Genomic DNA, 26833 nt, shown 5'->3' with positions numbered 1-26833 from the left:
GGACAGGCCGGCCGCACCATCATGGCGCGGCCGGCCTGAGCCTGGCGACGGGGCTCCCCCCGAGGGGAGGGGGTCTCAGCCGTTCGTGGAGGGGGCGTCGCTGTCGAGGACGAGGTCGGCGCTCTGCTCCTTGCCGCCGGCGGTCCACGTCACGCTGACCGTGTCGCCGGGGCGGTAGGAGCGGATGGTGGCGACGAGGGAGTCGGCGCCGGTGATGCGCTGGCCGTCGACCTGGGTGATGAGGTCGCCCGCCGCGAGGCCGGCCTTCTCTGCCGTCGAGCCGCTGGTGACGTCGCTGACGACGGCGCCGGACTCGTCGCTGCCCTGCGGGTCGCCGACCTTGATCCCGAGGCGGGCGTGGGTCGGGGTCTCGCCCTTGGCCATCTGGTCCACGATCGGCATCACCTCGTCGATCGGGATCGCGAAGCCGAGGCCGATGGAGCCGGACTGGCCCGACGAGCCGTAGGGCGACTCGGAGGTGGCGGTGCGGATGGAGGAGTTGATGCCGATGACCGCACCCGTCATGTCGACCAGCGGGCCGCCGGAGTTGCCGGGGTTGATCGCGGCGTCGGTCTGGATGGCCGGGTAGGTCGTGGAGTTGCCCTGGTCGTCGGAGCCGACGCTGACCGGGCGGTCGAGTGCACTGACGATGCCGGAGGTCACGGTCGCGTCCAGGCCGAACGGCGACCCGATCGCGACCACGCCCTGGCCGACGCCGAGGTTGGCCGACTTGCCGATGGTGGCGGGGGTGAGGTCGGAGACGCCGGACGCCTGGATGACCGCGGTGTCGGTGAGCGGGTCGGTGCCGAGGATCTTCGCCTCGGCGCTGGTGCCGTCGTTGAAGTCGACCCTGAGGCTGCCGCCGTCCTCGGCGAGCTCGACGACGTGGTTGTTGGTGAGGATGGTGCCGTCGGCGGTCAGGATGATGCCGGAGCCGGACGCCTCGCCCTGCTGGCCGGAGACGTCGATCTTCACCACGCTCGGCAGCACCTTCTGGGCGACCGACTCCACCGAGCCGTCGGCCGCCGGGGCCGCGCTCTGGTTGGCGACGGTCGAGGTGGACACCGGGCTGGCGCTCGTGGAACCGGCGGGGTCGTCGTGGGTCGCGTCCCACACCGCCGCGCCGCCGATGCCGGCACCGCCGCCGACGAGGAGGGAGGTGGCCACGACGGCCGCGGCCAGCCCGGCGCGGCGTCGTCGCGGGGGGCGCTGCTGGGTGAGCGTCCCGCCCGGCGCGGGCCAGCCGGGGTAGTGCCCGGGGGTGTGCGCGCCGTGCTGCGGTGCGGGATGGTGCTGGTCCGCCGGCTCGCCGGCGCTGTCCTGGGGAGGGAATCCGTCGCTCATGACTCCACGGTGCGACGGCACCCTGTGGAACCCCTGAGAGCGTGCTGGGAAGGTGCGCAGACTCTTGCGGGACGTCACGTCCGCCGGTCGTGCTGAAAATTCTTGCAGGCATTGCAACCACTGCCGTGCGGGGCCTAGTGTGACGCACGCCACGTTGCTGCTCACTCGGGAGATCCTGTGCGTCGACCCACCCCCGCCGTCCTCGTCGCCGCCCTCTCGGCGCTGACGGCCACCTTGACCTTCGCGGTGCCGGCCACGTCGGCGCAGGCCGCACGCGAGGTGCCGCCCGTGACGGTCACCCTCGCCGGCTCCCTGCAGGACGAGCTCGGCTGCGCTTCGGACTGGACGCCCGACTGCGCCGCCTCCGGCCTCGCGCTGCAGGACGACGGGACGTGGTCGCTGGAGGCGGAGCTGCCGGCCGGGTCGTACGCCTACAAGGTCACCATCGACGGCTCGTGGGACGAGAACTACGGCGCGGGCGGCGCGGCCGGCGGCGGCGACGTCCCGCTCGTGCTTGAGCACCCCGCCCGGCTGCGCTTCACCTACGACGACGCCAGCCACCGCGTCGCCGTCGCCCCCGCAGCCCCGCCCTCGGCCCGCCCGACGGCGGCCGACCGCGCGCTGGCGACCACGTCGCTGCGCACGCCCCTGACGCGGGAGAACTTCTACTTCGTGATGGCCGACCGGTTCGCCAACGGCGACCCGTCCAACGACACCGGCGGGCTGACGGGCGACCGGATGACCACCGGCCTCGACCCGACGGACAAGGGCTTCTTCCACGGTGGCGACGTGAAGGGCCTCTCCGACCGGCTCGACTACATCGCCGGCCTCGGCACGACGGCGATCTGGCTGACCCCGAGCTTCGAGAACCGTCCGGTGCAGGGCACCGGGGCCGACGCGAGCGCGGGCTACCACGGCTACTGGGTCACCGACTTCACCCGCATCGACCCGCACTTCGGCACCAACGCCGAGCTGAAGGCGTTGATCGACAAGGCGCACGCGCGCGGGATCAAGGTCTTCTTCGACATCATCACCAACCACACCGCGGACGTCATCGACTACCAGGAGAAGCAGTACGGATACGTCGACAAGGCCACCGAGCCCTACCGCGACGCCGCGGGACAGCCGTTCGACGACCGCGACCACGCTGGCGGTGGCACCTTCCCGCAGCTCGACGCGGCGACGTCGTTCCCCTACACGCCGGTGTTCCGCGACGAGGCCGACCGCACCGTGAAGGTGCCGGCCTGGCTCAACGACCCGACGAACTACCACAACCGGGGCGACTCGACCTTCGCCGGGGAGTCGTCCACCTACGGCGACTTCATCGGCCTCGACGACCTCTTCACCGAGAAGCCGGAGGTCGTCGACGGGATGACCGACGTCTACCGCACCTGGGTCGACTTCGGCATCGACGGCTTCCGGATCGACACCGTGAAGCACGTCAACATGGAGTTCTGGCAGCAGTTCGCCCCGGCGATCCGCCAGCACGCTGCCGGCATCGGCAACCCCGACTTCTTCGCCTTCGGCGAGGTCTACGACGCGGACCCCGCCTACCTCTCGCGCTTCAGCACCGAGGGACGCCTCGACGCCACGCTCGACTTCGGCTTCCAGGCAGCCGGCACCGGTTTCGCCAAGGGCGGCGCGACGACGCGGCTGCGCGACTTCTACGCCGGTGACGACTGGTACACCGACACCGACTCCAACGCGTACGCCTCGCCCACGTTCCTCGGCAACCACGACATGGGTCGGATCGGCACCTTCCTCCAGGGGACCGACGCGGTGCTCGAGCGTGACGAGCTGGCCCACGAGCTGATGTACCTCACCCGCGGCCAGCCGGTCGTCTACTACGGCGACGAGCAGGGCTTCGTCGGCGACGGCGGGGACAAGGACGCCCGCGAGGACATGTTCCCCAGCGCGGTGGCCTCCTACAACGACAACGACCTCATCGGCACCGACGCCACGACCGCCCAGGCCAACTACGACACCTCGCACCCGCTCTACCGCACCATCCGTGACCTGGCCCGGCTGCGGAAGACCTACCCGGCGCTCGCCGACGGGGCCCAGCTGCACCGCTACGCCGCGAACGACGCCGGCGTCTACGCCTTCAGCCGCATCGACGCCGGCGAGCGCCGCGAGTTCCTGGTCGCGCTGAACAACGCCACCACGGCGAAGACCGTCACGGTCGGCACCGAGATGCGGCGCGCGTCGTTCGCGCAGGTCTGGCCGGCGGGTCGCGGTCGGCTGCGCACCGACGCCGAGGGCCGCACCGCCTTCACCGTCCCGCCGCTGTCGGCGGTCGTCTGGCGCGCCGACGGCCGGCTGACACCCCGGCGCGAGGCACCGGCGATCCACCTCGAGAAGCCGTCGGCCGGCGGGGTCGTCGGCGGGCGCTCGCCGATCACGGTGGGCGTGCCCGACGGCGGCTTCAACCAGGTCACGGTCGCCTGGCGACCCGTCGGCGAGGGGGAGTGGACCCGGCTCGGCACGGACGACAACGCGCCCTACCGCGTCTTCCACGACGTGTCGTCGCTGGCCGAGGGCACGCTCGTGGAGTACCGCGCGGTGCTGCGCGACTCGAGCGGCAACCTGTCGGTCGCGTCGTCGTACGCGACGGTCGGCGACCCGGAGGAGGAGCCCACCCCGGGCGGCGGTGGCGACGGTGGCCCGGTGACCCAGCCGTCCGCCGTGTCGGTGCCGGGCAGCCACAACAGCGAGATGGGCTGCCCCGGCGACTGGCAGCCCGACTGCCCCCAGGCGCAGATGTCGCTCGACGCCGACGACCTGGTCTGGAAGCGGACGGTGGACCTGCCCGCCGGCGGCTACGAGTACAAGGCCGCGATCGACGGCTCGTGGGACGAGAACTACGGTGCCGGCGGCGTCCCCGGCGGTGCCAACATCGGCCTCGACGTGGCCGCTCCTGGGCCGGTGACCTTCTACTACGACCACGCCACGCACTGGGTCACCAGCGACGCGCAGGGGCCGATCATCACGCTCGCCGGCAGCTTCCAGTCCGAGCTGGGCTGCCCCGCCGACTGGTCGCCGGACTGCATGCGCGGCTGGCTCCAGGACCCCGACGGTGACGGCACCTACGTCGCGTCGCTCGCGCTGCCCGCCGGCAGCTACGAGACGAAGGTCGCCCACGGGTTGTCGTGGACGGAGAACTACGGCCAGGACGGGGCCCGCGACGGCGCCGACATCGGCTTCGACGTCCCCGCGGGAGGGGTCCGGGTGGTCTTCACTTACGACGTGGCCACGCACCGGTTGACGATCTCCTCGCGCCAGGCCGGCGCCGCGCCGGACCTGACCCGGGCGAAGGCGCAGTGGGTGCGCCGCGGGCTCGTCGCCTGGGACGTGGCCGACGCCGACTCCCGTCGCTACCGGTTGCACTTCTCGCGCGCCGGTGACCTCGCGGTGGACGCCGAGGCCGTCACCGGCGGCTCGTCCGTGCCGCTGACGCTCGACCCCGCGGGCCTGCCGGCCGACGTGCTCGCGGACTTCCCGCAGCTCGCCGGCTACGAGGCGTTCCGGCTCGACCGCAGCGCCCAGCGGCGGGTGCCGGAGATCCTCACCGGACAGGTCGCGGTGGCCTCCTACGACCGCAGCGGCGCGCTCCACGACGCCACCGGCGTGCAGCTGCCCGGCGTCCTGGACGACGTGTACGCCGACGCGGCCGACGCCGACCTCGGCGTGACGTGGCGAGGCGGCCGGCCCACCCTGGCGGTGTGGGCACCGACCGCGCAGTCGGTCTCGGCCCGGGTCGCGGGACGCACCGTCGCGATGCGCCGCGGCGACGACGGCACGTGGGCGGTGACCGGACCTGCCTCGTGGCGGGGCGCCGCCTACACCTACGACGTCACCGTGTTCGCCCCGACGGCGGGGGCCGTGGTCACCAACCGCGTCACCGACCCGTACTCGGTGGCCCTCACCGCGAACTCGCAGCAGTCCCTCGTCGTCGACCTCGACGACCCGCGGCTCGCGCCGCCGGGCTGGTCGCGCGACCGCGCCCCGGTCATCGCGCAGCCCGAGGACCGCAACGTCTACGAGCTCCACGTGCGCGACTTCTCGATCGGCGACGAGACCGTGCCTGCGGCCGAGCGCGGGACCTACCTCGCCTTCACCCACCCCGGCTCCGCCGGCATGCGACACCTGCGGCGCCTCGCCGCGGCAGGCCTCAACACCGTGCACCTGCTCCCCACCTTCGACATCGCGACGATCGAGGAGCGCCGCGCCGACCAGGCCGTGCCCGACTGCGACCTGCGCGCGCTGCCCGCCGACTCGCCGCAGCAGCAGGAGTGCGTCGGCGCGGTCGCGGGCCGGGACGGCTTCAACTGGGGCTACGACCCGCTGCACTACACGACCCCGGAGGGCTCGTACGCCACCGATCCCGACGGGACCGCCCGCACGGTGCAGTACCGCCGGATGGTGCAGGGCCTGCACGGCGCCGGCCTCCAGGTGGTGATGGACGTGGTCTACAACCACACCGCGGCGTCCGGCCAGGACCCGACGTCGGTGCTGGACCGGGTCGTGCCCGGCTACTACCACCGCCTGTCCGCGACCGGGGCCGTGGAGAACAGCACCTGCTGCGCCAACACCGCCTCCGAGCACCGGATGATGGAGAAGCTGGTGATCGACTCGGTGCTCACGTGGGCACGCGCGTACAAGGTCGACGGCTTTCGCTTCGACCTGATGGGTCACCACCCGCTCGCCACCATGACCCGGCTGCGTGCGGCGCTCGACCGGCTCACCGTGAAGCGCGACGGCATCGACGGCACGGGCGTCTACCTCTACGGCGAGGGCTGGAACTTCGGCGAGGTCGCTGACGACGCCCGCTTCGTGCAGGCCACGCAGGCCAACCTGGCCGGCTCGGGCATCGGCTCCTTCAGCGACCGGCTGCGCGACGCCGTGCGCGGCGGCGGTCCCTTCGACGAGGACCCGCGCGTGCAGGGCTTCGGCTCGGGCCTCTACACCGACCCCAACGGCGCGGCGGCCAACGGCACCCCCGACGAGCAGCTCGCGGCCCTCCTGCACGCCGAGGACCTGGTCAAGCTCGGGATGGCCGGCAACCTCGCCGACTTCCGGTTCCGCGACTCCTCGGGCGCGGACGTGCTCGGCTCGGAGGTCGACTACAACGGCCAGCCCGCGGGCTACGCCGCCGACCCGTCGGAGACGGTGAGCTACGTCGACGCCCACGACAACGAGACGCTCTACGACGCGCTGGCGCTCAAGCTCCCCGTGGGCACGTCGATGGCCGACCGGGTGCGGATGAACACCGTCTCGCTCTCGACGGTCGCGCTGTCGCAGGGCGTGGTCTTCTGGCACGCGGGCACCGACCTGCTGCGCTCGAAGAGCCTGGACCGCAACTCCTACGACTCCGGCGACTGGTTCAACCGGGTCGACTGGCAGCGCCGCGAGAACACCTTCGGCTCGGGCCTGCCGCCGAAGGCGGACAACGAGGCGAAGTGGCCCTTCATGCAGCCGCTGCTCGCGGACCCGGCCCTCAGGCCCGGCCCGGCGGCGATGGACGCCGCCCACGCGGCCGCCCAGGACCTGCTGCGGATCCGGACGTCGTCGCGGCTGTTCCGGCTCGGCTCGCTGGAGGCGATCCAGGCCAAGGTGTCGTTCCTCGACGCCGACCCCGGCGTGGTGGCGATGCTCGTCGACGACACGCAGGGCACGGACGCCGACCCGCGGCGCGACGGCGTGCTGGTCGTGGTGAACGCCTCCCCGCAGCCCACGACCGTCGCCGGCACCGGCGCCGGCTGGCACCTCCACCGGGTGCAGGCCGCGGGCGTCGACCCCGTCGTCAAGGGCAGCACGGTGGCGGCGGACGCGGTGACGGTCCCGGCCCGGACGACGGCGGTGTTCGAGCGCTGAGGCCCCGGAGCCCTACGGTCCGGCGAACAGCAGCTCGCCGAGGCTGCCGGGCTCGCGCACCGTCACCTCGCCGGTGGTGTGGTCGATGGTGATGCCGTCGATGGACACCCCTGCGTCGCTCACCTCGTCGAGGTCGGGCACGGCGTCGCCGTAGAAGTCGGCCAGGTCGCCGCCGGTCCACGACTTCGCGGCGGGGGTGCGGTACAGCTGCTCGCCCGTGCCGGTGTCGAAGACCACCACCTGCAGGGCGTGGGTGCCGTGCTCGTCGGTCGGACCGTGGGAGTCGTCGAGCAACGCCAACGTGGACCGGTCCGGTGAGATGGCCAGGCTGCTCCACTGCAGGTCGCGCACCTCCTGGGTGTCCCCGGTCGCGCTGGTGAACATCAGCACGTGGCCGTCGAGCCAGTAGACGCCGGTCGGTGCCACCGCGTAGCCGGTCGGCGCGTCGCCGATCGTCACCCGCCGGCTCCCGACGTGCAGCACGCCGTTCTGCAACCACGACGCCTCGCTGACGTCCCACCCGGTCGGGCCCACGGGCAGCTCGAACGGCACCGCCTCGGCGGCGCCGCGCGTGATCCCCCCGCATCCCGCCACCACCATGCACGCCAGCGCGGCTGCAGCGACCTTTCGTGAGTGCACGCAGCGATCCTCCCACCCGCAGTGCTCGCACCGAGCGCTGAGACGCGCGAACGCCCCCGGCCGTGCGGCCGGGGGCGTCGTGCGTGCGTCGGGTCAGCGGGGCTGGCGGATCACTTCCAGCGCTCGGACGCCGCCACGAACTCGAGCTGGCGGTCGCCGGTGTAGATCTGCTTCGGGCGGGCGATCTTCTGGTCCTTGTCCTGCACCAGCTCCGACCACTGCGCCAGCCAGCCCGGCGTACGGCCGATGGCGAACAGCACGGTGAACATCTCAGGCGGGAACTGGAAGGCCTCGTAGATGAGGCCGGAGTAGAAGTCCACGTTGGGGTAGAGCTTGCGCTTGACGAAGTACTCGTCCTCGAGCGCGATCTTCTCCAGCTCCTTGGCGATCTCGAGCAGCGGGTTGACCCCGGTGACCTCGAAGACGTCGTCGCAGGCCTTCTTGATGATCGTGGCGCGCGGGTCGAAGTTCTTGTAGACCCGGTGGCCGAAGCCCATGAGGCGCTCGTTGCCGTTCTTCACGCCCTCGATGAAGGCGGGGATGTTCTCCTTGCTGCCGATGCGGCGCAGCATCCGGAGCACGGCCTCGTTGGCGCCACCGTGGAGCGGGCCGTAGAGGGCGCCCACGCCCGCGGCGACCGCGGAGTAGGGGTCGACCTGCGAGGAGCCGACGGAGCGGACCGCGTTGGTCGAGCAGTTCTGCTCGTGGTCGGCGTGCAGGATGAACAGCACGTCGAGGGCCTTGACCAGGCGCGGGTCGGCCTCGAACTTCGACTCGCTCATCTTGAACAGCATCGAGAGGAAGTTGGCGGTGTAGCCGAGGTCGTTGTCGGGGTACACGTAGGGCTTGCCCTGCGCGTGGCGGAACGACCAGGCGCCGAGGGTCGGCATCTTGGCGATCATCCGCACGATCTGCATGTGGCGGTTGTCCTCGTCGCTGATGTTGCGCGCGTCGGGGTAGAAGGTCGACAGCGCGCCGACCGAGGCCATCAGCATGCCCATCGGGTGGGCGTCGTAGCGGAAGCCCTGCATGAAGGTCTTCACGTTCTCGTGCACGAACGTGTGGTAGGTGATCTCGTGCACCCACGACTCGTACTGCTCCTGGGAGGGCAGCTCGCCGTGGATGAGGAGGTAGGCCACCTCGAGGAAGTTGGACTTCTCCGCCAGCTGCTCGATCGGGTAGCCGCGGTACTCGAGGATGCCCTTGTCACCGTCGATGTAGGTGACGGCCGAGCGGCACGAGGCGGTGTTGACGAAGCCGGGGTCGTAGGTGGCCAGACCGGGCTCGTCGTCGGTGAGGCGGATCTGCCCCAGGTCCTTGGCGGCGATCGTGTTGTCGGTGATCGCGATGTCGTACGTCTGACCGGTCCGGTTGTCGGTGACAGTCAGGGAATCCTTGGCCGCAACGTCGGTCACGTCGGCTCCTGTTCATACGTCTTTGTACGTCTTCGGGTGTCCGCCCAACTTAGTCCGGGCCCGTGTGCCACCGCGAATCAGGTGTCCAGCAGCCGGTTCGACCACCCGTTCGCGGGCAGCCTCAGCGGCCGGCCACGCGGTTCGCGAGGCGGGCCACGCGGCTGGTGCGGGACAGGCCTGCGTCCTCGCGCCGGTCGGCGGCGCGGTAGAGCCGGTAGAGGGCGTGGACGCCTGCCCAGCGCAGCGGCTCGGGCTCCCAGCGACGCACCCGGTGGCCGGTCCACGGCAGCCGGGTGAGGTCGGTGTCGCGGCCGAGGACGAGGTCGCGGAGAGTGCGCCCGGCGAGGTTGGTCGCGGTCAGGCCGGAACCGACGTAGCCGCCGGCGTGGCCCAGCCCGAGCGCGGGGTCCCACGACACGCTGGCGCTCCAGTCGCGCGGGACGCCCAGCACCCCGCACCAGGCGTGGTCGAGGCCGATGCCGGCGAGGGAGGGGAAGAGCGAGGTGAGCGTGGCGCGCAGCGACTCGACCGTCCAGTCCTGGGTGCGGCCGTCGACGTCGGTGCGCGAGGCGAAGCGGTAGGGGATGCCGCGCCCGCCGAGCGCGATCCGCCCGTCGGCGGTGCGCTGGGCGTAGCAGTACGCGTGGGCCTCGTCGCCGAGCAGCTCCTCGCCCGCCCAGCCGATCGTGTCCCACTGGGCGGGGGTGAGCGGCTCGGTGACGACGAGGGCGGAGTTCATCGGGAGCCAGTCGCGACGGTGGCCGGACAGGCCGGCGGTGAACCCCTCGAGGCAGCGCAGCACCACCGGCGCGCGGACGGTGCCGCGCGCGGTGACCGCCGCTCCCGGCTCGACCGCTGTCACGCGGGTGTCCTCGTGGACCCGCACGCCGCGCCCGCGGACCGCGCGGGCGACCCCGGAGACGAGCCGGGCCGGGTGGACGCGCGCGCAGTCGGGGTCGAGGTGCCCGGACACGGCACCCGCCACCCGGATCCGCCGGGCCACCTGCGCCGCGTCCAGCTCGCCGCCGAGCCGCTCGGCCTGCGCGGCGGAGCGGGCGACGTGGAGCACCCCGTGGCGCACGACGTCGGCCTCGATGCCCTCGCGACGGGTCACGCCGACGACCTCGTCGACCGTCGCGCGGACCGCGGCCGAGAGCCGGGCGACGCCGTCCTCACCGCCCGCACGCGCGTAGGCGCGGGCGCTGCCCGGCAGCTCGGCCGACAACCACCCGCCGTTGCGCCCCGAGGCCCCGAAGCCGGCGAAGCGTGCCTCGAGCACCCGGATGTCGAGGGAGGGGTCGGCCTCCGCGAGGTAGTAGGCCGTCCACAGGCCGGTCAGGCCGCCGCCCACGATCGCGACGTCGCAGGTCACGTCGCCCTCGAGCGGGTCGGCGGGGGAGGGCAGCCCGACCTGCTGCCACCAGAAGGAGACGCCGCCGTTGCGCACCGGCCCATCATGGCCCGCGGCGTTTTGACCCCCTCGTCCGGCGCGCCGTACTCTTGCTGGTCGCGACTCCTGCCGCGTCCGCTCCCTCGGGGGCGGGGCGCAGATCCGGACGTCATCCCTCGTCTCCCGGGCCCCACGGGGCTGGAGCGGGGGAGCGATCCGGGCCGTGTTCGTCAGAAGCCGCAGCAGCACCAGCCGGTCCCCGTCCGGGGATCCGGATCCAACGAACCAGAACGGGATACCGCCGTGCGCACGTACAGCCCCAAGCCCGCTGACATCCAGCGCGAGTGGCTCGTCATCGACGCCACCGACGTGGTCCTGGGCCGCCTCGCCGTCCAGACCGCCAACCTCCTCCGCGGCAAGCACAAGCCGACCTTCGCTCCTCACATGGACATGGGCGACTTCGTGATCATCGTGAACGCCTCCAAGGTGTCGCTGTCGGGGTCGAAGAAGACCACCAAGATGGCCTACCGCCACTCCGGCTACCCGGGCGGCCTCTCGGCCACCCCGTTCGGCGAGCTCCTCGAGAAGGACCCGCGCAAGGCCATCGAGAACGCGGTGTGGGGCATGCTCCCCAAGAACAAGCTCGGTCGCCAGATGCTGAAGAAGCTGAAGGTCTACGGAGGCCCCGACCACCCGCACCTGGCCCAGCAGGCCACTCCCTTCGAGATCTCGCAGATCTCCCAGTGACGACTGAGGACGCACAGATGACTGAGAACACCACCGAGGTCGAGGAGACCTTCGAGACCGACTCCGAGGGTGTGGCCTACACCTCCGAGAGCTCCCCGTCGGCCGACACCCCGGCCCGCCCGGCCACCATCGCGCCCGCCGGCGCGACCGGCCGCCGCAAGGAGGCCGTCGCCCGCGTCCGGATCGTCCCGGGCACCGGCGAGTGGACCATCAACGGTCGCACGATGGACAACTACTTCCCCAACAAGCTGCACCAGCAGATCGCGAACGAGCCGTTCGTCGAGCTTCAGCTCGAGGGCCGCTTCGACGTGATCGCCCGCATCCACGGCGGCGGCATCGCCGGCCAGGCCGGCGCCCTGCGCCTCGGCGTGGCCCGCGCGCTCAACGCCGTCGACGTCGAGGCCAACCGCCCGGCGCTGAAGAAGGCCGGTCTGCTGACCCGCGACGCCCGCGTCGTGGAGCGCAAGAAGGCCGGTCTCAAGAAGGCCCGCAAGGCCTCGCAGTTCAGCAAGCGCTGACCCGCAGCACCACCGCACGAGGCCCGCACCGTCGCGAGACGGTGCGGGCCTCGCTGCATTCCGGGTCGCGTCTCGGTTCTCTGCGCCGGCCCGCGGCCACGTAGGCTCCCGCGCCATGACGAGACTCTTCGGCACCGACGGTGTACGAGGCCTGGCCAACGCCGACCTCACGGCCGAGCTGGCCCTGGACCTGTCGGTCTGCGCCGCCCACGTGCTGGCCGACCGGGGCGAGTTCGAGGGGCACCGCCCGCTCGCCGTCGTCGGGCGCGACACCCGCATCTCCGGCCAGTTCCTCGAGGCCGCCGTCGTCGCCGGGCTCGCCTCCGCGGGCGTCGACGTGCTGCTGCTCGGCGTGCTGCCGACCCCCGGTGTGGCGTACATGACCGACCGGCTCGGCGCCGACCTCGGCGTGATGCTGTCCGCCTCGCACAACCCCATGCCCGACAACGGCATCAAGTTCCTCGCGCGCGGCGGCCACAAGCTCGACGACGCCATCGAGATCGCCATCGAGAAGCGGATGGGTGAGCCGTGGCAGCGCCCCACCGGCGGCGACGTCGGGCGGGTCACCGTCTACGACACCGCTGTCGAGGAGTACGCCGCCCACCTCGAGAGCACGATCACGCACCCGCTCGTGGGTCTCAAGGTCGTCCTCGACTGCGCCGAGGGTGCCGCGCACGCGGCCGGTCCGCGGGCGCTGGAGGACGCGGGCGCGACGGTCATCGCGATCCACGCCGACCCCGACGGCCTCAACATCAACGACGCCTGCGGCTCGACCCACCTGGAGTCGCTGCAGGCCGCGGTCCTGGAGCACGGCGCCCACGCGGGCTTCGGCCTCGACGGCGACGCCGACCGCTGCCTCGCCGTCGACGCCGACGGCAACGTGGTCGACGGGGACCAGATCCTGGCGATCCTCGCGCTGTCGCTGCGCGACCAGGGCCGGCTGGCCAAGGACACGGTGGTGGCGACCGTGATGAGCAACCTCGGCTTCGTGCAGGCGCTGCGCGCCGAGGGCGTCGGGGTGCGCCAGACCAAGGTCGGCGACCGCTACGTCCTGGAGGCGATGAAGGTCTCCGGCTACAACCTCGGCGGCGAGCAGTCGGGCCACGTGATCCTCAGCGACCACGCGACCACCGGCGACGGCATCCTCACCACGCTGCACGTGATGGAGCGGATGGCGACCACCGGGAAGTCGCTGGCCGAGCTGGCCTCGGTGATGACCCGCCTGCCCCAGGTGCTGCTCAACGTCGGCGGCGTCGACAAGTCGCGTGCCGACGACGACGCCGTCCTGGCCGCCGCCATCGCCGAGGAGGAGGCCGCCCTCGGCGACCGCGGCCGGATCCTGCTCCGCCCCTCGGGCACCGAGCCGATCGTGCGCGTCATGGTCGAGGCGCCCACCCAGGACGAGGCCCAGGGCGTCGCGAGCCGGCTCGCCGACGTCGTCGGGCGCCAGCTCGCCCTCTGACGTCCCCGCCGCGTGAAACCGGCGTGCGCGTGCGCCCCGCGCGCCGCTACCGTCGCCGGGTGGGCGTCGACCTCGAGCAGATCAACCCGCGCAACCAGGCGGCACTGCGCGCGTGGTGGGAGGTCGGTCGTGCGGCCACCGCACACCGGCCGGGCAACCCGTGGCCGGCGTGGGAGCAGACCCGGGTGACGCTGCCGGCCGACGACCCCGAGGGCGCCGTCACGGTGCTCGCGGCGATCGACGGGCGGGAGATGGTCGGTGCGGGCCTGCTGGTGAGGCCGCTGCGCGACAACCTGCACACCGCGACGGTCGATGCCTACGTGCGTCCCGACCGCACCCGGGAGGGCATCGGGCGGAGGCTCGTGGAGGAGCTCGAGGTCGTCGCGGCGGGGGACGGTCGTCGTACGCTCCACGCGGAGGTGTTCCTCGCCCCGGGAGCGACGGGCACCGGCCCCGAGGCCTTCGCCGCGGCGACGGGCTACGGGGTCGCGAGCCGCGAGTCGATCCGGGAGCTCGCGGTCGACGACTACCGCTCGCGCCACGACCGGTTGGTCGAGGAGGCGGCGCCGGCCGCGGCGTACGACGTGGTCACCTTCGACACCGTGTGCCCCGACGTGCACGTGGAGTCCTTCGGCCGGCTGCTCGGCACGCTGCTCGACGAGATCCCGCTGGGCGACCTCGACCTGCAGGCGTCGGCGTGGTCGCCCGAGCGGGTCCGCGCGGCCGAGCAGCGCCAGGTGGGCATCGGCCGGCACGTGCTGACCGCCCTCGCGATCGCCCCGGACGGGTCGGTCGCCGGCAGCTCGGACGTGCGGGTCAACGAGACCGACACCGCCCACGGCCAGGTCGGCATCACGCTCGTCGACCCGGCACACCGCGGGCACCGGCTCGGCCTCGCGCTCAAGGTGGCGACCCACGACCTCGCGCTGGCGACGTACCCCGGGCTGCGGACCGTCGAGACCTCCAACGCCGAGGTCAACGCGCACATGAACGCGGTCAACGACGCGCTGGGCTACCGCACGATCGAGACGCTGCTGGAGCTGCAGAAGGTGCTGTGAGCCGCGATCAGCGTGCCTCGACGGCCTCGTCGTAGCCCGTGCGGGCGGCGAGGATCTGCGTCAGGTGGGTCTCGGCCCAGTCCGTGAGGGCCTGGATCGGTGCGGTGAGCGAGGCGCCGAGGGGCGTGAGCTCGTAGTCGACGCGCGGCGGCACCTGCGCGTGGACGGTGCGGGTCAGCAGGCCGTCGCGCTCCATCGCGCGCAGCGTCTGGGTGAGCACCTTGGGCGCGACGCCGCCGATGCGGGCGCGCAGCTCGGTGAAGCGGAGGCTGCCGTCCTCGAGCGCGCCGATGACCAGGACGGTCCACTTGTCGCCGATCCGGTCGAGGACGACCCGCGTGGGGCACTCGGGGTCGAAGGCGTCGCCGCGCTGCATGGTTACCACGAGGTACTCATATCACGTTGAAGTGCTTGGTTACCAAAGGTTACTGTCGCCCGCACCAGCTCGATCCCACCTCACCCGAAGGACACCCACATGAAGATCGCCCTCTTCGGCGCCACCGGCATGGTCGGCTCCCGCATCGCCGACGAGGCCACCTCGCGTGGCCACGAGGTCACCTCCCTGAGCCGCTCGACCGGCGCCGACATGGCCTCGGCCGATGCGGTGCGCGAGGCCGCCGCCGGCCACGACGTGATCGTCTCCGCGACCGGCCCCAGCCGCACCGGCGAGTCGCACGAGCCGTGGCTCGCGTCGGTGTCGACCCTCATCGACAACGCGGGCGACGCCCGTGTGCTGTTCGTCGGCGGAGCCGGCTCGCTGCTCACCCCCGACGGCACCCGCCTGCTCGACAGCGAGGGCTTCCCCGAGGAGTACAAGGCCGAGGCGACCTCCGGCGCGAAGGCCCTCGAGCTGTTCCGGGCCGCGCCCGAGTCGGTCGACTGGACCTTCCTCAGCCCCGCCCCGGTCATCGCCCCGGGCGAGCGGACGGGGTCCTACACCTCCTCCCTCGACACCCCCGCCGGCGACTTCGTCTCCGCCGAGGACTACGCCGTCGCCCTCGTCGACGAGATCGAGCAGCCCCAGCACCGGCGCGCGCGCTTCACCGTCGCGACCTCCTGAGGCCGGGGCCTCGCCGGCTGGCGTGCGTCCGCCGCCGGGAGGCCGAGGACGTCATGACGGGTGGTCGTCCCGGCGACCGCTGGCCATGACGTCGTACGACAGCGTCATGGCCGGAGGTCGCCCACGCGACCGGGCGTCATGACGTCCCGCGAACGCTCCGGGGGCCGCGAAGTGTCCACAGGGCACCTGGCGGCCCGGTCGTCCACAGGGACGCCGCCGCGCGGTGGGCGGACTCCGTCCGGCGGTGCAGCCTCGGAGCATGGACCAGCGTCGGACGCACACGCCAGGGGAACGGGCTCGGATCCTCGCGAGCCTTCGCGCCACCGCTGCGCGCCAGGGCAGCGTTGTGTCCCGGTCGCAGGCGTACGCCGCCGGTCTGACCCGCGGCGAGGTGCGCGCGCAGCTGAGGGCGGGCCGGTGGCAGCGCGTGTGGACGCGGTCGCTGTGCTTGCACACCGGCGCGGTCCCGATGGAGGGCCAGCACTGGGCGGCGGTGTTCGAGGGCGGTGACCGGGCGATGCTCGACGGCGCGTCGTCACTCGTCGCCTCCGGGATGAAGGGCTTCGAGCCGGCCACGCATCGGGTGTCGGTCCCGCGCGGGGTGGTGCCGCTGCGCGGTCCGGGACTCGACGTCCGGCGCACCCGGCGCTGGTCGAGCGCCGACCTGGCGGCGTCGGGGGTGCCCCGCACACGAGTCCCGGTGGCCGCGGTGCGGGCCGCGATGTGGGCGGTGAGCGACCGGCAGGCCGCGCTGCTCCTGACGATGCCGGTGCAGCAGCGGATGACCACGGCGGAGCTGATCGGCCGGGCGCTGCTGGCGGTGCGGCGCGATCGCCGGCGCGAGCTGATGCACGCGGTCGTCGTCGACCTGCTGGGTGGGGTCGGATCGCTCGGCGAGCTGGACGTGGCTCGCGAGTGCCGCCGCCGCGGACTGCCCGAGCCCGACCGGCAGGCGGTGCGGCGTGGTCGCGACGGCCGCTACTACCTCGACATTTGCTGGGACGCGTACGGACTGGTGGTGGAGGTGGACGGCATCCACCACTCGTGGGCGACGTCCGTCGTGCCGGACGCGCTGCGCCAGAACGAGGTGGTGCTGCGCGACGCACGGGTGCTCCGCCTGCCCCTGCTCGGCCTCCGGATCGCCGCCGACGACTTCTTCGACCAGGTCGAGCGCGGCCTCCGCGCCGGAGGCTGGCTCGCGGCCGCCTGACGCGTCCGGAGCGACGACGTCATGGGTTCCGGCTACGTCCGCGACCGCGCGCCATGACGTCGTACGACGAGGTCATGGCTGCTGGCTGCCCGGGCGCCCAGCCGCCATGACGTCCGCCAGAGGGGGACGCCTGCAGTGAGCGTCAGAGCTTGCGGAGCCGGACGTAGCGCACGGAGTGGTCGGCGTCCTTGCGGAGCACGAGGTTCGCGCGCGAGCGGGTCGGGGCGACGTTCTGCACGAGGTTGGGCTCGTTGATGGAGTCCCAGATGCGGGTGGCCTGGTCGACGGCCTCGTCGTGGGAGAGGGCGGCGTACTTGCGGAAGTAGGACGCCGGGTCGCGGAACGCGGTCTCGCGCAGGCGCAGGAAGCGGTCGACGTACCACCGCTTGATGTCGGTGAGGGCGGCGTCGACGTAGACGGAGAAGTCGAAGAAGTCGCTCACCGCCAGGCCGGTGCGGCCGTCCTCGCGCACGCGCGCGGGCTGGAGCACGTTGAGGCCCTCGACGATGACGATGTCGGGCCGCTTGACCACGACCTTCTCGTCGGGCAGCACGTCGTAGACGAGGTGGGAGTAGATCGGCGCCTCGACCTCGTCCTTGCCCGACTTGATGTCGATGACGAACTTGAGCAGCGCCTTGCGGTCGTAGGACTCGGGGAAGCCCTTGCGGTGCAGGATGCCGCGGCGCTCGAGCTCGGCGTTGGGGAGCAGGAAGCCGTCGGTGGTGACGAGCGCGACGTTGGGGTGCTCGGGCCAGTGCGCGAGCATCTGCTGCAGCACGCGGGCGGTCGTCGACTTGCCGACCGCGACCGAGCCGGCGAGGCCGATGACGAACGGCGTGCGGGGCGGGGTGACCCGGTGGAGGAACTCCTCCTGCTCGCGGTGCAGCCGCGAGTTGGCGGCGACGTAGAGGCTGAGCAGGCGCGAGAGCGGGAGGTAGACCTGCTCGATCTCGCGCAGGTCGAGCTGGTCGCCGAGGCCCCGCAGCCGCACGACCTCGTCGGGCGTGAGGGTGGTCTCGGCGGTGCCGGCGAGCTGCGCCCAGGCCGCGCGCTGGAGCTCGACGTAGGGGGAGGCCTCATGGCCGTTCGGGGCGCCGTGGAGCGACGCCGTGGCCTCGGACATGGCCGCGATTCTTGCACCGCCGGGGATCACAGAGGTGCAGCGCCCTGCCGATAGACTCCCGGCCCATGTGCGGAATCGTCGGATACGTGGGGCCCAAGCCGGCCGAAGGTGTGGTCATCGAGGGTCTGCGACGGCTGGAGTACCGGGGCTACGACTCCGCCGGCATCGCCCTCGTCGACGGCGGTTCGATCGTCAGCGACAAGCGCGCGGGCAAGCTCGCGAACCTCGAGAAGGCCATCGCCGAGAGCCCGCTCCCGCCCGTCACGACCGGCATCGGCCACACCCGCTGGGCCACGCACGGCGCCCCCACCGACCGCAACGCCCACCCGCACGTCGGCCGCCAGCGCCGCGTCGCGGTGGTGCACAACGGCATCATCGAGAACTTCGCCGCGCTGCGGCACCGCCTGGAGTCGCAGGGCGTCGAGATGGCCTCCGACACCGACACCGAGGTCGCCGCCCACCTGCTCGAGGAGCAGCTCGAGACCGGCGCCGACCTGACCGTGGCGATGCAGACCGTGTGCAGCGGCCTCGAGGGCGCGTTCACCCTGGTCGCCGTCGACGCCCAGGACCCCGACCGGGTCGTCGCCGCCCGGCGCAACAGCCCGCTGGTCGTCGGCATCGGCGAGGGGGAGAACTTCCTGGGCTCCGACGTCGCCGCCTTCATCGAGCACACCCGCGAGGCGATGGAGCTCGGCCAGGACCAGGTCGTCACCATCACCCGCGAGGGCGTCAGCGTCTCCGGCTTCGACGGCACCCCCGCCGAGGGCACCCGCTACCACGTCGACTGGGACCTCTCCGCCGCGGAGAAGGACGGCCACGACTGGTTCATGCGCAAGGAGATCTTCGAGCAGCCGCGCGCCGTGGCCGACTCGCTCCTCGGCCGCCGCGGCGAGGACGGCCTGCTGCAGCTCGACGAGATGCGCCTGTCCGACCAGGACCTGCGCGACATCGACAAGATCATCATCATCGCGGCCGGCACCTCGTTCTACGCCGGCATGGTCGCCAAGTACGCCATCGAGCACTGGTGCCGGATCCCGGTCGAGGTCGAGCTCGCCAGCGAGTTCCGCTACCGCGACCCGATCCTCACCAGCGACACCCTCGTCGTGGCGATCAGCCAGTCCGGCGAGACCGCCGACACGCTGCAGGCGATCCGCCACGCGCGCGTGCAGCGCTCGAAGGTGCTGGCGATCTGCAACACCAACGGCTCCACGATCCCGCGCGAGTCCGACGGCGTCATCTACACCCACGCCGGCCCCGAGATCGGGGTGGCCTCGACCAAGGGCTTCCTGACCCAGCTCGTCGCCTGCTACCTCCTCGCCCTCTACCTCGCCCAGGTCAAGGGCACCCGCTTCGGCGACGAGATCTCCCAGGTCATGGACCAGCTCGAGCAGATGCCGGGCCACGTCCAGACGGTGCTCGACAAGGCCGACGAGGTCTACGCCCTCGCCCGCGACCACGTCGACAGCCGCTCGGTGCTCTTCCTGGGCCGTCACGCCGGCTACCCCGTGGCGCTCGAGGGTGCGCTCAAGCTCAAGGAGATCGCCTACCTCCACGCCGAGGGCTTCGCGGCCGGCGAGCTCAAGCACGGCCCGATCGCGCTGGTCGAGGAGGGGCTGCCGATCCTGTGCGTCGTGCCCCCGCGCGGGCGCGACCAGCTCCACGACAAGATGATCAGCGGCATCCAGGAGGTGCGCGCCCGCGGCGCCCGCACGCTGTGCCTGGCCGAGGAGGGCGACACCACGATCGAGCCCTACGCCGACGTGCTCTTCACGCTGCCGCAGGTGCCGGTGCTGCTCCAGCCGCTCGTGGCCGTCGTGCCGCTGCAGCTCTTCGCCTGCGAGCTGGCCTCGCAGCTGGGCCACGACGTGGACCAGCCGCGCAACCTCGCCAAGTCCGTCACGGTCGAGTAGGGCTCCGGTGCCGGTCATCGGGGTGGGCATCGACGTGGTCGACATCGACCGCTTCGTGCAGTCGCTCGAGCGCACGCCCGCGCTGAGGGGGCGGCTGTTCACCGAGGCCGAGGCGAGCCGGCCGCCGGCGTCGCTGGCCGCGCGGTTCGCGGCCAAGGAGGCGATGGCCAAGGCGCTCGGTGCGCCGGTCGGCATGGCCTGGCTCGACGCCGAGATCGTCTCCGAGGACACCGGCCGCCCCCGGTTCGAGATCCGCGGCACCGTCGCCGCCCGCGCCGCGGAGCTCGGCGTCGCCCACGTGCACGTGTCGCTGTCGCACGACGCCGGGATCGCCTCGGCGGTCGTCGTCCTGGAGAGCTGAGGAGCACCTCGTGCTGCGTGCCCACACCGTCGAGGACGTACGTCGCGCCGAGCAGGCCGCGATGGCCCACCTGCCCGACGGCGCGCTGATGCAGCGTGCCGCCGCCGGGCTGGCCGTGGCGGTGGCCGACCTGCTCGGGGGTGCGTACGGACGACGGGTGGTGCTGCTCGTCGGGCCCGGCGACAACGGGGGAGACGCCCTGTGGGCCGGGGCGCGGCTCGCGGGCCGGGGTGCCTCCGTGCGCGCGCTGCTGCTCGCCGACCGGGTCCACGAGGCGGGCCTCGACGCGCTACGGCGGGCCGGGGGACGGGCCACCCGCGACCTCGACGACCTGCCCGCCCGCCCCGACGTCGTCGTCGACGGCATCGTGGGCATCGGTGGGCGCCCCGGGCTCCGCGACGACGCCGCCCGCGCGGTCGAGCGGCTGGCGGGTGTCCCGGTGGTGGCGGTCGACGTGCCGTCGGGCCTCGACGTCGACACCGGCCGGGTCGACGGACCCCACGTCACCGCCGACCTCACCGTCACCTTCGGCACCCACAAAGTCGCCCACCTCGTCGACCCCTCCTCGCTCACCTGCGGCGCGCTCCACCTCGTCGACCTCGGGCTCGACCTCGGTCCTGCCGCCGTCGAGGCGCTCCAGCCCGGCGACGTGCGCGCGCTGCTGCCCCGCCCGGGGCCGGACGCGCAGAAGTACACCCGCGGCGTCGTCGGGGTGCGTGCCGGGTCCGCGACCTACCCCGGGGCCGCGCTGCTCGCCGTCGGGGGCGCCAACGCCGGGCTCGTCGGGATGGTCCGCTACGTCGGGCCGCCCGAGACCGCCGACCGGGTACGGGCGCACCACCCCGAGGTGGTCGGCGACGGCCGGGTGCAGGCGTGGGTCGTCGGCCCCGGGGGCGGCGACGACGCGGAGGCGATGCTGCGTGCCGCGCGCGCCGACGACGTGCCCGTGGTGGTCGACGCCGACGCGCTGCGCCACGTCGACGGCCCGATGCCCGGGTGCGTGCTGACGCCGCACGCCGGCGAGCTCGCGGCGATGACCGGCGCCGAGCGCTCCGACGTCGAGGCCAGCCCGCTCGCGCACGTGCGCGACGCCGCCCGTCGGTGGGACTGCGTGGTGCTGCTCAAGGGCCACCACACCCTCGTCGCCGACCCCACCGGACGGGTCCGGGCGACCACCACCGGCGTGCCGTGGCTGGCCACCGCCGGTGCAGGCGACGTGCTGTCCGGCCTCGTCGGGGCGCTGCTCGCGGCCGGCCTGTCGCCCTTCGACGCGGCGTCGGTCGGGTCGTGGGTCCACGGCGCCGCGGCGACGGAGGCGGCCGCGGGCGGGCCGCTCACCGCGAGCCGCGTCGCGGTCCAGATCCCGCAGGTCGTGCGCGAGACGCTGTCGGGGCTGGGATGATCGATGGCATGACCGGTCCCGCGCATCGTGCCGAGATCGTGGTCGACCTCGCAGCCGTGCGCCACAACGTCCGGCTGCTGAAGGACCTCGTCTCCGCCGACGGGCCGGTCCGGCTCATGGCGGTGGTCAAGGCCGACGGCTACGGCCACGGCATGGTCGAGGTCGCCGATGCTTCACGCGAGGCGGGCGCCGACTGGCTCGGCGTCGCGACGATCGACGAGGCGCTCGCGCTGCGCGCCGCCGGCGACCGCGGCCCGCTGCTGTGCTGGCTGTCCGCGCCTGGCGAGGACTTCGCCGCCGCGGTCGCGGCCGGCGTCGAGGTGACGGCGTACACCGTCGAGGAGCTCGACGAGATCGCCGCCGTCGGCGGTGCGCACGTCCAGCTCAAGGTCGACACCGGCCTCTCGCGCGGCGGGGCGCCGCGCCGGGACTGGGCCGCGCTGTTCGAGGCGGCCGCGGCCCACGAGGCGGCGGGCCGGGTCAGGGTCACCGGGCTGTGGTCGCACTTCGCCGCCAGCGACGAGCCCGCCCACCCGGCCAACGACGCGCAGGAGGCCGCCTTCCGCGAGGCGCTCGCGATGGCCGAGGCCGCCGGGCTCGACCCCGAGGTCACCCACCTCGCGAACTCGGCCGCCGCCCTGCTGCGGCCCTCGTCGCACTTCGACCTCGTCCGCTGCGGGATCGCGACCTACGGGCTCGACCCCGCGCCCGGCACCAGCCCGCGGCTCGGGCTGCGCCCGGCGATGACGGTGCGCGCCCGGCTGGTGATGAGCAAGCCGATCGCGGCCGGCGAGGGCGTCTCCTACGGTCACACCTGGCACGCCGCGGAGGACACCACGGTCGGCGTCGTGCCGGTGGGGTACGCCGAGGGCGTCCCGCGGGCCGCAGGCAACGCCGCGTCGGTGTGGGTGGGCGACGACCGGCGACCGATCCGCGGCCGGGTCTGCATGGACCAGGTCGTGGTCGACCTGCACGGCGAGCTGCCCCCGCCCGGCACCGAGGTCGTGCTCTTCGGGCCCGGCGACCGCGGCGAGCCCACCGCGCAGGACTGGGCCGACGCGGTCGGCACCATCAGCTACGAGATCGTCACCCGCGTCGGGGGCCGGCTGGTCCGCCGCCACGTCGACAGCGAGGCGGACGGCACGACCGACCCCGGAGGGACCACGCGTTGAGCATCAAGGGCCGCATCTTCGGCACCGTCGTCGGCGCCGCCGGCCTCGCGGCCGCCGCCGGCGCCGTCGGCATCGCCCGGCAGAGCCGGGTCATCGGCAACCGGCACGCCGGCGAGGAGGTCGCGTTCGGCGAGCTCCGCAGCGCGCCGCGGGTCGTGGTCACCGACGACGCCGTCGACCTGCACGTCGAGATCGACGAGCCCGCCGACTTCGGGGGTCCGGCCTCGACCGACGACGACCTCACCGTCGTGTTCGTGCACGGCTACTCCCTCAACCTCGACAGCTGGCACTTCCAGCGCGCCGCCTACCGCGGCCAGGTGCGCACCGTGTTCTACGACCAGCGCAGCCACGGCCGCTCGGCCCGCTCGCCGGAGGACCACTGCACCATCGAGCAGCTCGGCGCCGACCTGCGCCGTGTCATCGAGGACACGGTGCCGGGACGCTGCGTCGTCGTGGGCCACTCGATGGGCGGGATGACGGTGATCTCCCTCGCCGAGCAGCACCCCGAGCTGTTCGGCGACACGGTCCTCGGCGCCGCGCTCGTCTCCACGACCGCCGGCGGCCTCGACCCCGGTCGCATCCTGTTCCCCATGCTCCCGCTGGGGCTCGGTGGCCGGTTCGTGGGCCGTGCCGTGCGCACCCTCGACCGCGGCCACAAGGTCGTCGACGTCGCCCGCGCGTGGGGGCACGCGGTGGCCGACGTCTTCACCGACCGCTACGCCTTCGGCTCCGACCCCGTGCCGGCCAGCCACGTCGAGTTCGTCTACTCGATGCTCAACGCGACGCCGTTCGCGGTGGTGGCCGACTTCTACCCGGCCTTCGCGACGCTCGACAAGTTCGAGACGCTGGAGGCCCTCGGGCACGTGCCGACGGCGATCATCTGCGGCACCGAGGACAGGATCACCTCGGTCGGCCACAGCCGCAAGCTGCACAGCCGGATCCCCGGCTCGACCCTCCTCGAGTGCGAGGGCGCGGGCCACATGGTGCTGCTGGAGCAGCACAAGGTCGTCACCGCCGAGCTCGACGACCTCATCGACCTCGCCCAGGGAGAGGAGCGCTGATGGCCGTCGACGTACGCCGCGTGGGACCCGAGGCAGCCGCCGAGGTGCTCGCCGTGGTCCGGGAGGCGTTCGGTGCGCGACCGGCGCTCGACCCGCCCGCCGACGCGCTCGGCGAGGACCTCGCCTCGATCACCCGGCTGCTGCGCCGACGCGGCGGACTGCTGGCAAGCCTCGACGGCGCGCCCGTCGGCTGCGTCGTCCTCGACCCCGGACCCGACGGCATGGTGCTGCGCCGCTTCGGGGTGCTGCCGGCCGCGCGGGGTCGCGGTGTCGCGACGGCGCTCGTGAGGGCCGCGCTCGACGCCTCGCTGGGCCACGACGCCGTCCGGGTCGTCGCGCGCCAGGAGCTGCCCGACACGGTCGGCTTCTGGGAGGCGGCCGGCTTCGTCGAGACGGGCCGGAGCACGCCGTACATCGAGCTGGCCCACTGGCTCGGCACCTCCTTCGACGCACCCGACGCCGAGACGATGCGCGCCCTGGGCGAGCGGCTCGGGGCGACCCTCGTGCCCGGCGACCTGGTCGTGCTGACCGGCGAGCTCGGCGCGGGCAAGACGACGTTCACCCAGGGCCTCGGCGAGGGCCTGCAGGTGCGTGGCGGCGTCACGTCGCCGACGTTCGTGATCTCGCGCGTCCATCCCTCCCTGGTCGGTGGCCCCGACCTGGTCCACGTCGACGCCTACCGGCTCGGCGGCCTCGCCGAGCTCGACGACCTCGACCTGGACACCCCGCTGGAGTCGTCGGTGACGGTCGTGGAGTGGGGCGCGGGTCTCGCCGAGGCGCTCGCCGACGCGCGGCTGGAGGTGCTGATCGAGCGCACCGTGGGCGGGACCACCCCTGAGGACGAGCTCGACCCGCGGCGCGTTTCCCTCCGCTGGGTCTAGGGCCAGTAACCTCGACGCCGTGCTCCTCGCCCTCGACACCGCCACCCCGCTGGTGACCGTCGCGCTCCACGACGGTGACCGCGTCGTGGTCGAGCACACCTCGGAGCAGCCGATGAAGCACGGGGAGCACCTCGCGCCGCTCATCGCGCGCTGCCTCGACGACGCCGGCATCGTCCGGCAGGACCTCACCGCGATCGCCGTCGGCGTCGGGCCCGGGCCGTTCACCGGCCTCCGCGTCGGGCTGGTGACCGCCCGCACGCTCGGGTTCGTCCTCGAGCTGCCGGTCTACGGCGTCTGCTCGCTCGACGTCGTCGCGCTCGAGGTGGTCGGCACCGGGGCGGCCGACGGCCCGTTCCTCGTCGCGACCGACGCCCGCCGCAAGGAGGTCTACCTGGCCTCCTACGACGCCGACGGCCGCCGCCTCGAGGGCCCCGTCGTCACCCGGCCCGCCGAGGTCGCCACGACCGCCCCGGTCGCGGGCGCTGGCCCGGACCTCTACCCCGACGCCTTCCCGACCGCCCTCGCCGTGACCCGACCCAGCGCGGGTTGGCTCGCGGCCGGGGTGGCTGCCGAGGACGTCGAGCTGCTCGACCCCGAACCCCTGTACCTCCGCCGGCCGGACGCTGTCGCCGGTGCACCCAGGAAGCCCGCCCTTCGAGACGTCTCGTCCCTCGACTCCTCAGGAACCATGTCGTGATCCGTCCCGCCACCCTGGCCGACCTTCCCGCCCTCACTGCCCTGGAGGCCGAGCTCTTCGGTCCCGATGCCTGGAACGAGGTGCTGCTGCGCCAGGAGATCGAGGGCCCGGGTCGGCGCTTCGTGGTGACCGACGACCTCGCCGGCTACGCGGTGACCATGTCGGCCGGCGACATCGTCGACCTGCTGCGCATCGCCGTACGCCCCGACGCGCGGCGTCGCGGCCTGGCCTCCCAGCTGCTCGACGAGGTGCTCGTCGGCACCGACGACGCCTCCCGGATGCTGCTCGAGGTGAGCGTGAGCAACGCCGAGGCGCTGGGGTTCTACGTCGCGCGCCAGTTCAGCGTGATCGACGTCCGTCCCCACTACTACCGCGACGGCTCCGAGGCGCTGGTGATGTGCCGCTGGCTGCCGGGCGCCGCGCGGACCGGGACGGCGACCCCCCATGACTGACGAGCCGCTCGTCCTCGGCATCGAGACCTCCTGCGACGAGACGGGGGTCGGCATCGTCCGAGGCCACACCCTGCTGGCCGACACGGTGGCCAGCAGCGTCGAGGAGCACGCCCGGTTCGGCGGCGTCGTGCCCGAGGTCGCCAGCCGCGCGCACCTCGAGGCGATGGTGCCGACCATCGAGCGCGCCGCGCAGACCGCCGGCATCGCGCTCAGCGACATCGACGCGGTCGCCGTCACCAGCGGTCCCGGCCTCGCCGGCGCCCTGCTGGTGGGCGTGGCGAGCGCCAAGGCGCTGGCCCTCGGGCTCGGCAAGCCGATCTACGGCGTCAACCACCTCGCCGCCCACGTCGCGGTCGACCAGCTCGAGCACGGGCCGCTGCCCGAGCCGTGCCTGGCGATGCTGGTCTCCGGCGGCCACTCCAGTCTGCTGGAGGTCACCGACGTGACCGTCGGCGTCGAGCCGATGGGCTCCACCATCGACGACGCGGCGGGGGAGGCCTTCGACAAGGTCGCCCGCCTGCTCGGCCTGCCCTTCCCTGGCGGTCCACACATCGACAGGGCGGCCCGCAGCGGCAACAGCGTGGCCATCGACTTCCCGCGCGGCCTCACCAGCCGGCGCGACCTCGAGCGGCACCGCTTCGACTTCTCCTTCTCCGGCCTCAAGACCGCGGTGGCGCGGTGGGTGGAGACCCAGCAGCGCGCGGGCGTGACGATCGACGTCCACGACGTCGCGGCGTCGTTCCAGGAGGCGGTCTGCGACGTGCTGACCCGCAAGGCCATCGACGCCGCCACCAGCCGCGGCATCGAGGACATCCTGATCGGCGGCGGCGTGGCGGCCAACAGCCGGCTGCGCGCGATGGCCGAGGAGCGGGCGACCGCGAAGGGGATCCGGGTGCGCGTGCCGCGACCGGGCCTGTGCACCGACAACGGCGCGATGGTCGCCGCGCTCGGCGCCGAGCTGGTGCAGCGCGGCCGGACGCCCTCGCTGCTGGACCTGCCGGCCGACTCCTCGCAGCCGATCACCACCGTCGTCGCCTGAGGACGCCACCGCCGCGAT

At 73.2% G+C, this 26833-nt stretch carries 22 protein-coding genes; 16 read left to right on the top strand and 6 right to left on the bottom strand.

What is annotated here, in order from left to right; translation table 11 throughout:
* Positions 1 to 75: 75 nt before the first annotated feature.
* Positions 76 to 1344: a S1C family serine protease gene (locus tag ACFFJG_RS18935; protein WP_378520335.1), complete on the bottom strand. Its 1269-nt coding sequence runs from the start codon at positions 1342 to 1344 to the stop codon at positions 76 to 78.
* Positions 1345 to 1521: 177 nt separating this feature from the next.
* Here ACFFJG_RS18935 and pulA point away from each other — a divergent pair, with 177 nt between their 5' ends.
* Positions 1522 to 7218, top strand: coding sequence for a pullulanase-type alpha-1,6-glucosidase (gene pulA, locus ACFFJG_RS18930; RefSeq protein ID WP_378520334.1), 5697 nt, complete (start codon positions 1522 to 1524; stop codon positions 7216 to 7218).
* Positions 7219 to 7230: 12 nt separating this feature from the next.
* Here the strand turns inward: pulA and ACFFJG_RS18925 are convergent, their stop codons facing one another.
* The 3 genes from ACFFJG_RS18925 to ACFFJG_RS18915 form a co-directional block, all read right to left on the bottom strand.
* On the bottom strand, positions 7231 to 7857 hold the full coding sequence (locus tag ACFFJG_RS18925; RefSeq protein ID WP_378520333.1) for a hypothetical protein: 627 nt from the start codon (positions 7855 to 7857) through the stop codon (positions 7231 to 7233).
* A gap of 110 nt (positions 7858 to 7967) precedes the next feature.
* Positions 7968 to 9272, bottom strand: a complete 1305-nt coding sequence (locus ACFFJG_RS18920; RefSeq protein WP_378520332.1) for a citrate synthase — start codon at positions 9270 to 9272, stop codon at positions 7968 to 7970.
* A 121-nt stretch (positions 9273 to 9393) separates the two neighbouring features.
* Positions 9394 to 10719 carry an NAD(P)/FAD-dependent oxidoreductase gene (locus ACFFJG_RS18915; protein ID WP_378520331.1) on the bottom strand — a complete coding sequence of 442 codons (1326 nt, stop codon included), beginning with the start codon at positions 10717 to 10719 and terminating at the stop codon, positions 9394 to 9396.
* A 246-nt stretch (positions 10720 to 10965) separates the two neighbouring features.
* Here ACFFJG_RS18915 and rplM point away from each other — a divergent pair, with 246 nt between their 5' ends.
* The 4 genes from rplM to ACFFJG_RS18895 all read left to right on the top strand — a co-directional run bounded on the left by rplM (position 10966) and on the right by ACFFJG_RS18895 (position 14447).
* The gene (gene rplM, locus ACFFJG_RS18910; RefSeq protein ID WP_121139921.1) at positions 10966 to 11409 is read left to right on the top strand and encodes a 50S ribosomal protein L13; all 444 of its coding nucleotides are present in this window, start codon (positions 10966 to 10968) and stop codon (positions 11407 to 11409) included.
* A gap of 17 nt (positions 11410 to 11426) precedes the next feature.
* A complete protein-coding gene (rpsI, locus tag ACFFJG_RS18905; protein WP_378520330.1) occupies positions 11427 to 11927 on the top strand; it encodes a 30S ribosomal protein S9 in 501 nt (166 codons plus the stop codon).
* A gap of 115 nt (positions 11928 to 12042) precedes the next feature.
* The gene (gene glmM / locus ACFFJG_RS18900; protein ID WP_378520329.1) at positions 12043 to 13389 is read left to right on the top strand and encodes a phosphoglucosamine mutase; all 1347 of its coding nucleotides are present in this window, start codon (positions 12043 to 12045) and stop codon (positions 13387 to 13389) included.
* Positions 13390 to 13448: 59 nt separating this feature from the next.
* On the top strand, positions 13449 to 14447 hold the full coding sequence (locus ACFFJG_RS18895; protein WP_378520328.1) for a GNAT family N-acetyltransferase: 999 nt from the start codon (positions 13449 to 13451) through the stop codon (positions 14445 to 14447).
* Between the two features lie 7 nt (positions 14448 to 14454).
* Here the strand turns inward: ACFFJG_RS18895 and ACFFJG_RS18890 are convergent, their stop codons facing one another.
* Positions 14455 to 14823: a winged helix-turn-helix transcriptional regulator gene (locus tag ACFFJG_RS18890; protein ID WP_378520357.1), complete on the bottom strand. Its 369-nt coding sequence runs from the start codon at positions 14821 to 14823 to the stop codon at positions 14455 to 14457.
* Between the two features lie 99 nt (positions 14824 to 14922).
* On the opposite strand from ACFFJG_RS18890, the gene ACFFJG_RS18885 reads away from it, so the two are divergent.
* Together ACFFJG_RS18885 and ACFFJG_RS18880 are read left to right on the top strand one after the other, a co-directional pair.
* A complete protein-coding gene (locus ACFFJG_RS18885; RefSeq protein WP_378520327.1) occupies positions 14923 to 15507 on the top strand; it encodes an NAD(P)-dependent oxidoreductase in 585 nt (194 codons plus the stop codon).
* Positions 15508 to 15853: 346 nt separating this feature from the next.
* Positions 15854 to 16717, top strand: a complete 864-nt coding sequence (locus tag ACFFJG_RS18880) for a putative endonuclease domain-containing protein (protein WP_378520326.1) — start codon at positions 15854 to 15856, stop codon at positions 16715 to 16717.
* 142 nt (positions 16718 to 16859) lie between these two features.
* On the opposite strand, the gene coaA is transcribed toward ACFFJG_RS18880, so the two are convergent.
* Positions 16860 to 17840, bottom strand: a complete 981-nt coding sequence (coaA, locus tag ACFFJG_RS18875) for a type I pantothenate kinase (RefSeq protein WP_378520325.1) — start codon at positions 17838 to 17840, stop codon at positions 16860 to 16862.
* Positions 17841 to 17905: 65 nt separating this feature from the next.
* On the opposite strand from coaA, the gene glmS reads away from it, so the two are divergent.
* From glmS to tsaD, 9 genes are read left to right on the top strand one after another with little or no spacing between them, the layout of a single operon-like run.
* Positions 17906 to 19750, top strand: a complete 1845-nt coding sequence (gene glmS, locus ACFFJG_RS18870) for a glutamine--fructose-6-phosphate transaminase (isomerizing) (protein WP_378520324.1) — start codon at positions 17906 to 17908, stop codon at positions 19748 to 19750.
* Between the two features lie 7 nt (positions 19751 to 19757).
* Positions 19758 to 20111: a holo-ACP synthase gene (locus tag ACFFJG_RS18865; protein ID WP_378520323.1), complete on the top strand. Its 354-nt coding sequence runs from the start codon at positions 19758 to 19760 to the stop codon at positions 20109 to 20111.
* Between the two features lie 10 nt (positions 20112 to 20121).
* Positions 20122 to 21513, top strand: coding sequence for an NAD(P)H-hydrate dehydratase (locus ACFFJG_RS18860; RefSeq protein WP_378520322.1), 1392 nt, complete (start codon positions 20122 to 20124; stop codon positions 21511 to 21513).
* An 8-nt stretch (positions 21514 to 21521) separates the two neighbouring features.
* Positions 21522 to 22685 carry an alanine racemase gene (gene alr, locus ACFFJG_RS18855; RefSeq protein WP_378520321.1) on the top strand — a complete coding sequence of 388 codons (1164 nt, stop codon included), beginning with the start codon at positions 21522 to 21524 and terminating at the stop codon, positions 22683 to 22685.
* Positions 22682 to 23746: an alpha/beta fold hydrolase gene (locus ACFFJG_RS18850; RefSeq protein ID WP_378520320.1), complete on the top strand. Its 1065-nt coding sequence runs from the start codon at positions 22682 to 22684 to the stop codon at positions 23744 to 23746. Before alr ends, ACFFJG_RS18850 begins: the two co-directional genes overlap by 4 nt.
* Positions 23746 to 24627: a tRNA (adenosine(37)-N6)-threonylcarbamoyltransferase complex ATPase subunit type 1 TsaE gene (gene tsaE, locus ACFFJG_RS18845; RefSeq protein ID WP_378520319.1), complete on the top strand. Its 882-nt coding sequence runs from the start codon at positions 23746 to 23748 to the stop codon at positions 24625 to 24627. The genes ACFFJG_RS18850 and tsaE overlap by 1 nt, the downstream gene beginning before the upstream one ends.
* A 19-nt stretch (positions 24628 to 24646) precedes the next feature.
* Positions 24647 to 25324 carry a tRNA (adenosine(37)-N6)-threonylcarbamoyltransferase complex dimerization subunit type 1 TsaB gene (gene tsaB / locus ACFFJG_RS18840; protein WP_378520317.1) on the top strand — a complete coding sequence of 226 codons (678 nt, stop codon included), beginning with the start codon at positions 24647 to 24649 and terminating at the stop codon, positions 25322 to 25324.
* Entirely contained in the window at positions 25321 to 25776 is a 456-nt protein-coding gene (locus ACFFJG_RS18835) for a GNAT family N-acetyltransferase (RefSeq protein ID WP_378520316.1), read from the top strand. The genes tsaB and ACFFJG_RS18835 overlap by 4 nt, the downstream gene beginning before the upstream one ends.
* On the top strand, positions 25769 to 26815 hold the full coding sequence (gene tsaD, locus ACFFJG_RS18830) for a tRNA (adenosine(37)-N6)-threonylcarbamoyltransferase complex transferase subunit TsaD (protein WP_378520315.1): 1047 nt from the start codon (positions 25769 to 25771) through the stop codon (positions 26813 to 26815). The genes ACFFJG_RS18835 and tsaD overlap by 8 nt, the downstream gene beginning before the upstream one ends.
* Positions 26816 to 26833: the final 18 nt, after the last annotated feature.

Source organism: Nocardioides zeicaulis (assembly GCF_042432345.1).
Classification (GTDB): domain Bacteria; phylum Actinomycetota; class Actinomycetes; order Propionibacteriales; family Nocardioidaceae; genus Nocardioides; species Nocardioides zeicaulis.
The sequence above is the reverse complement of the archived record's forward strand: the minus strand, read 5'-3'. Positions and strand labels throughout refer to the sequence as shown.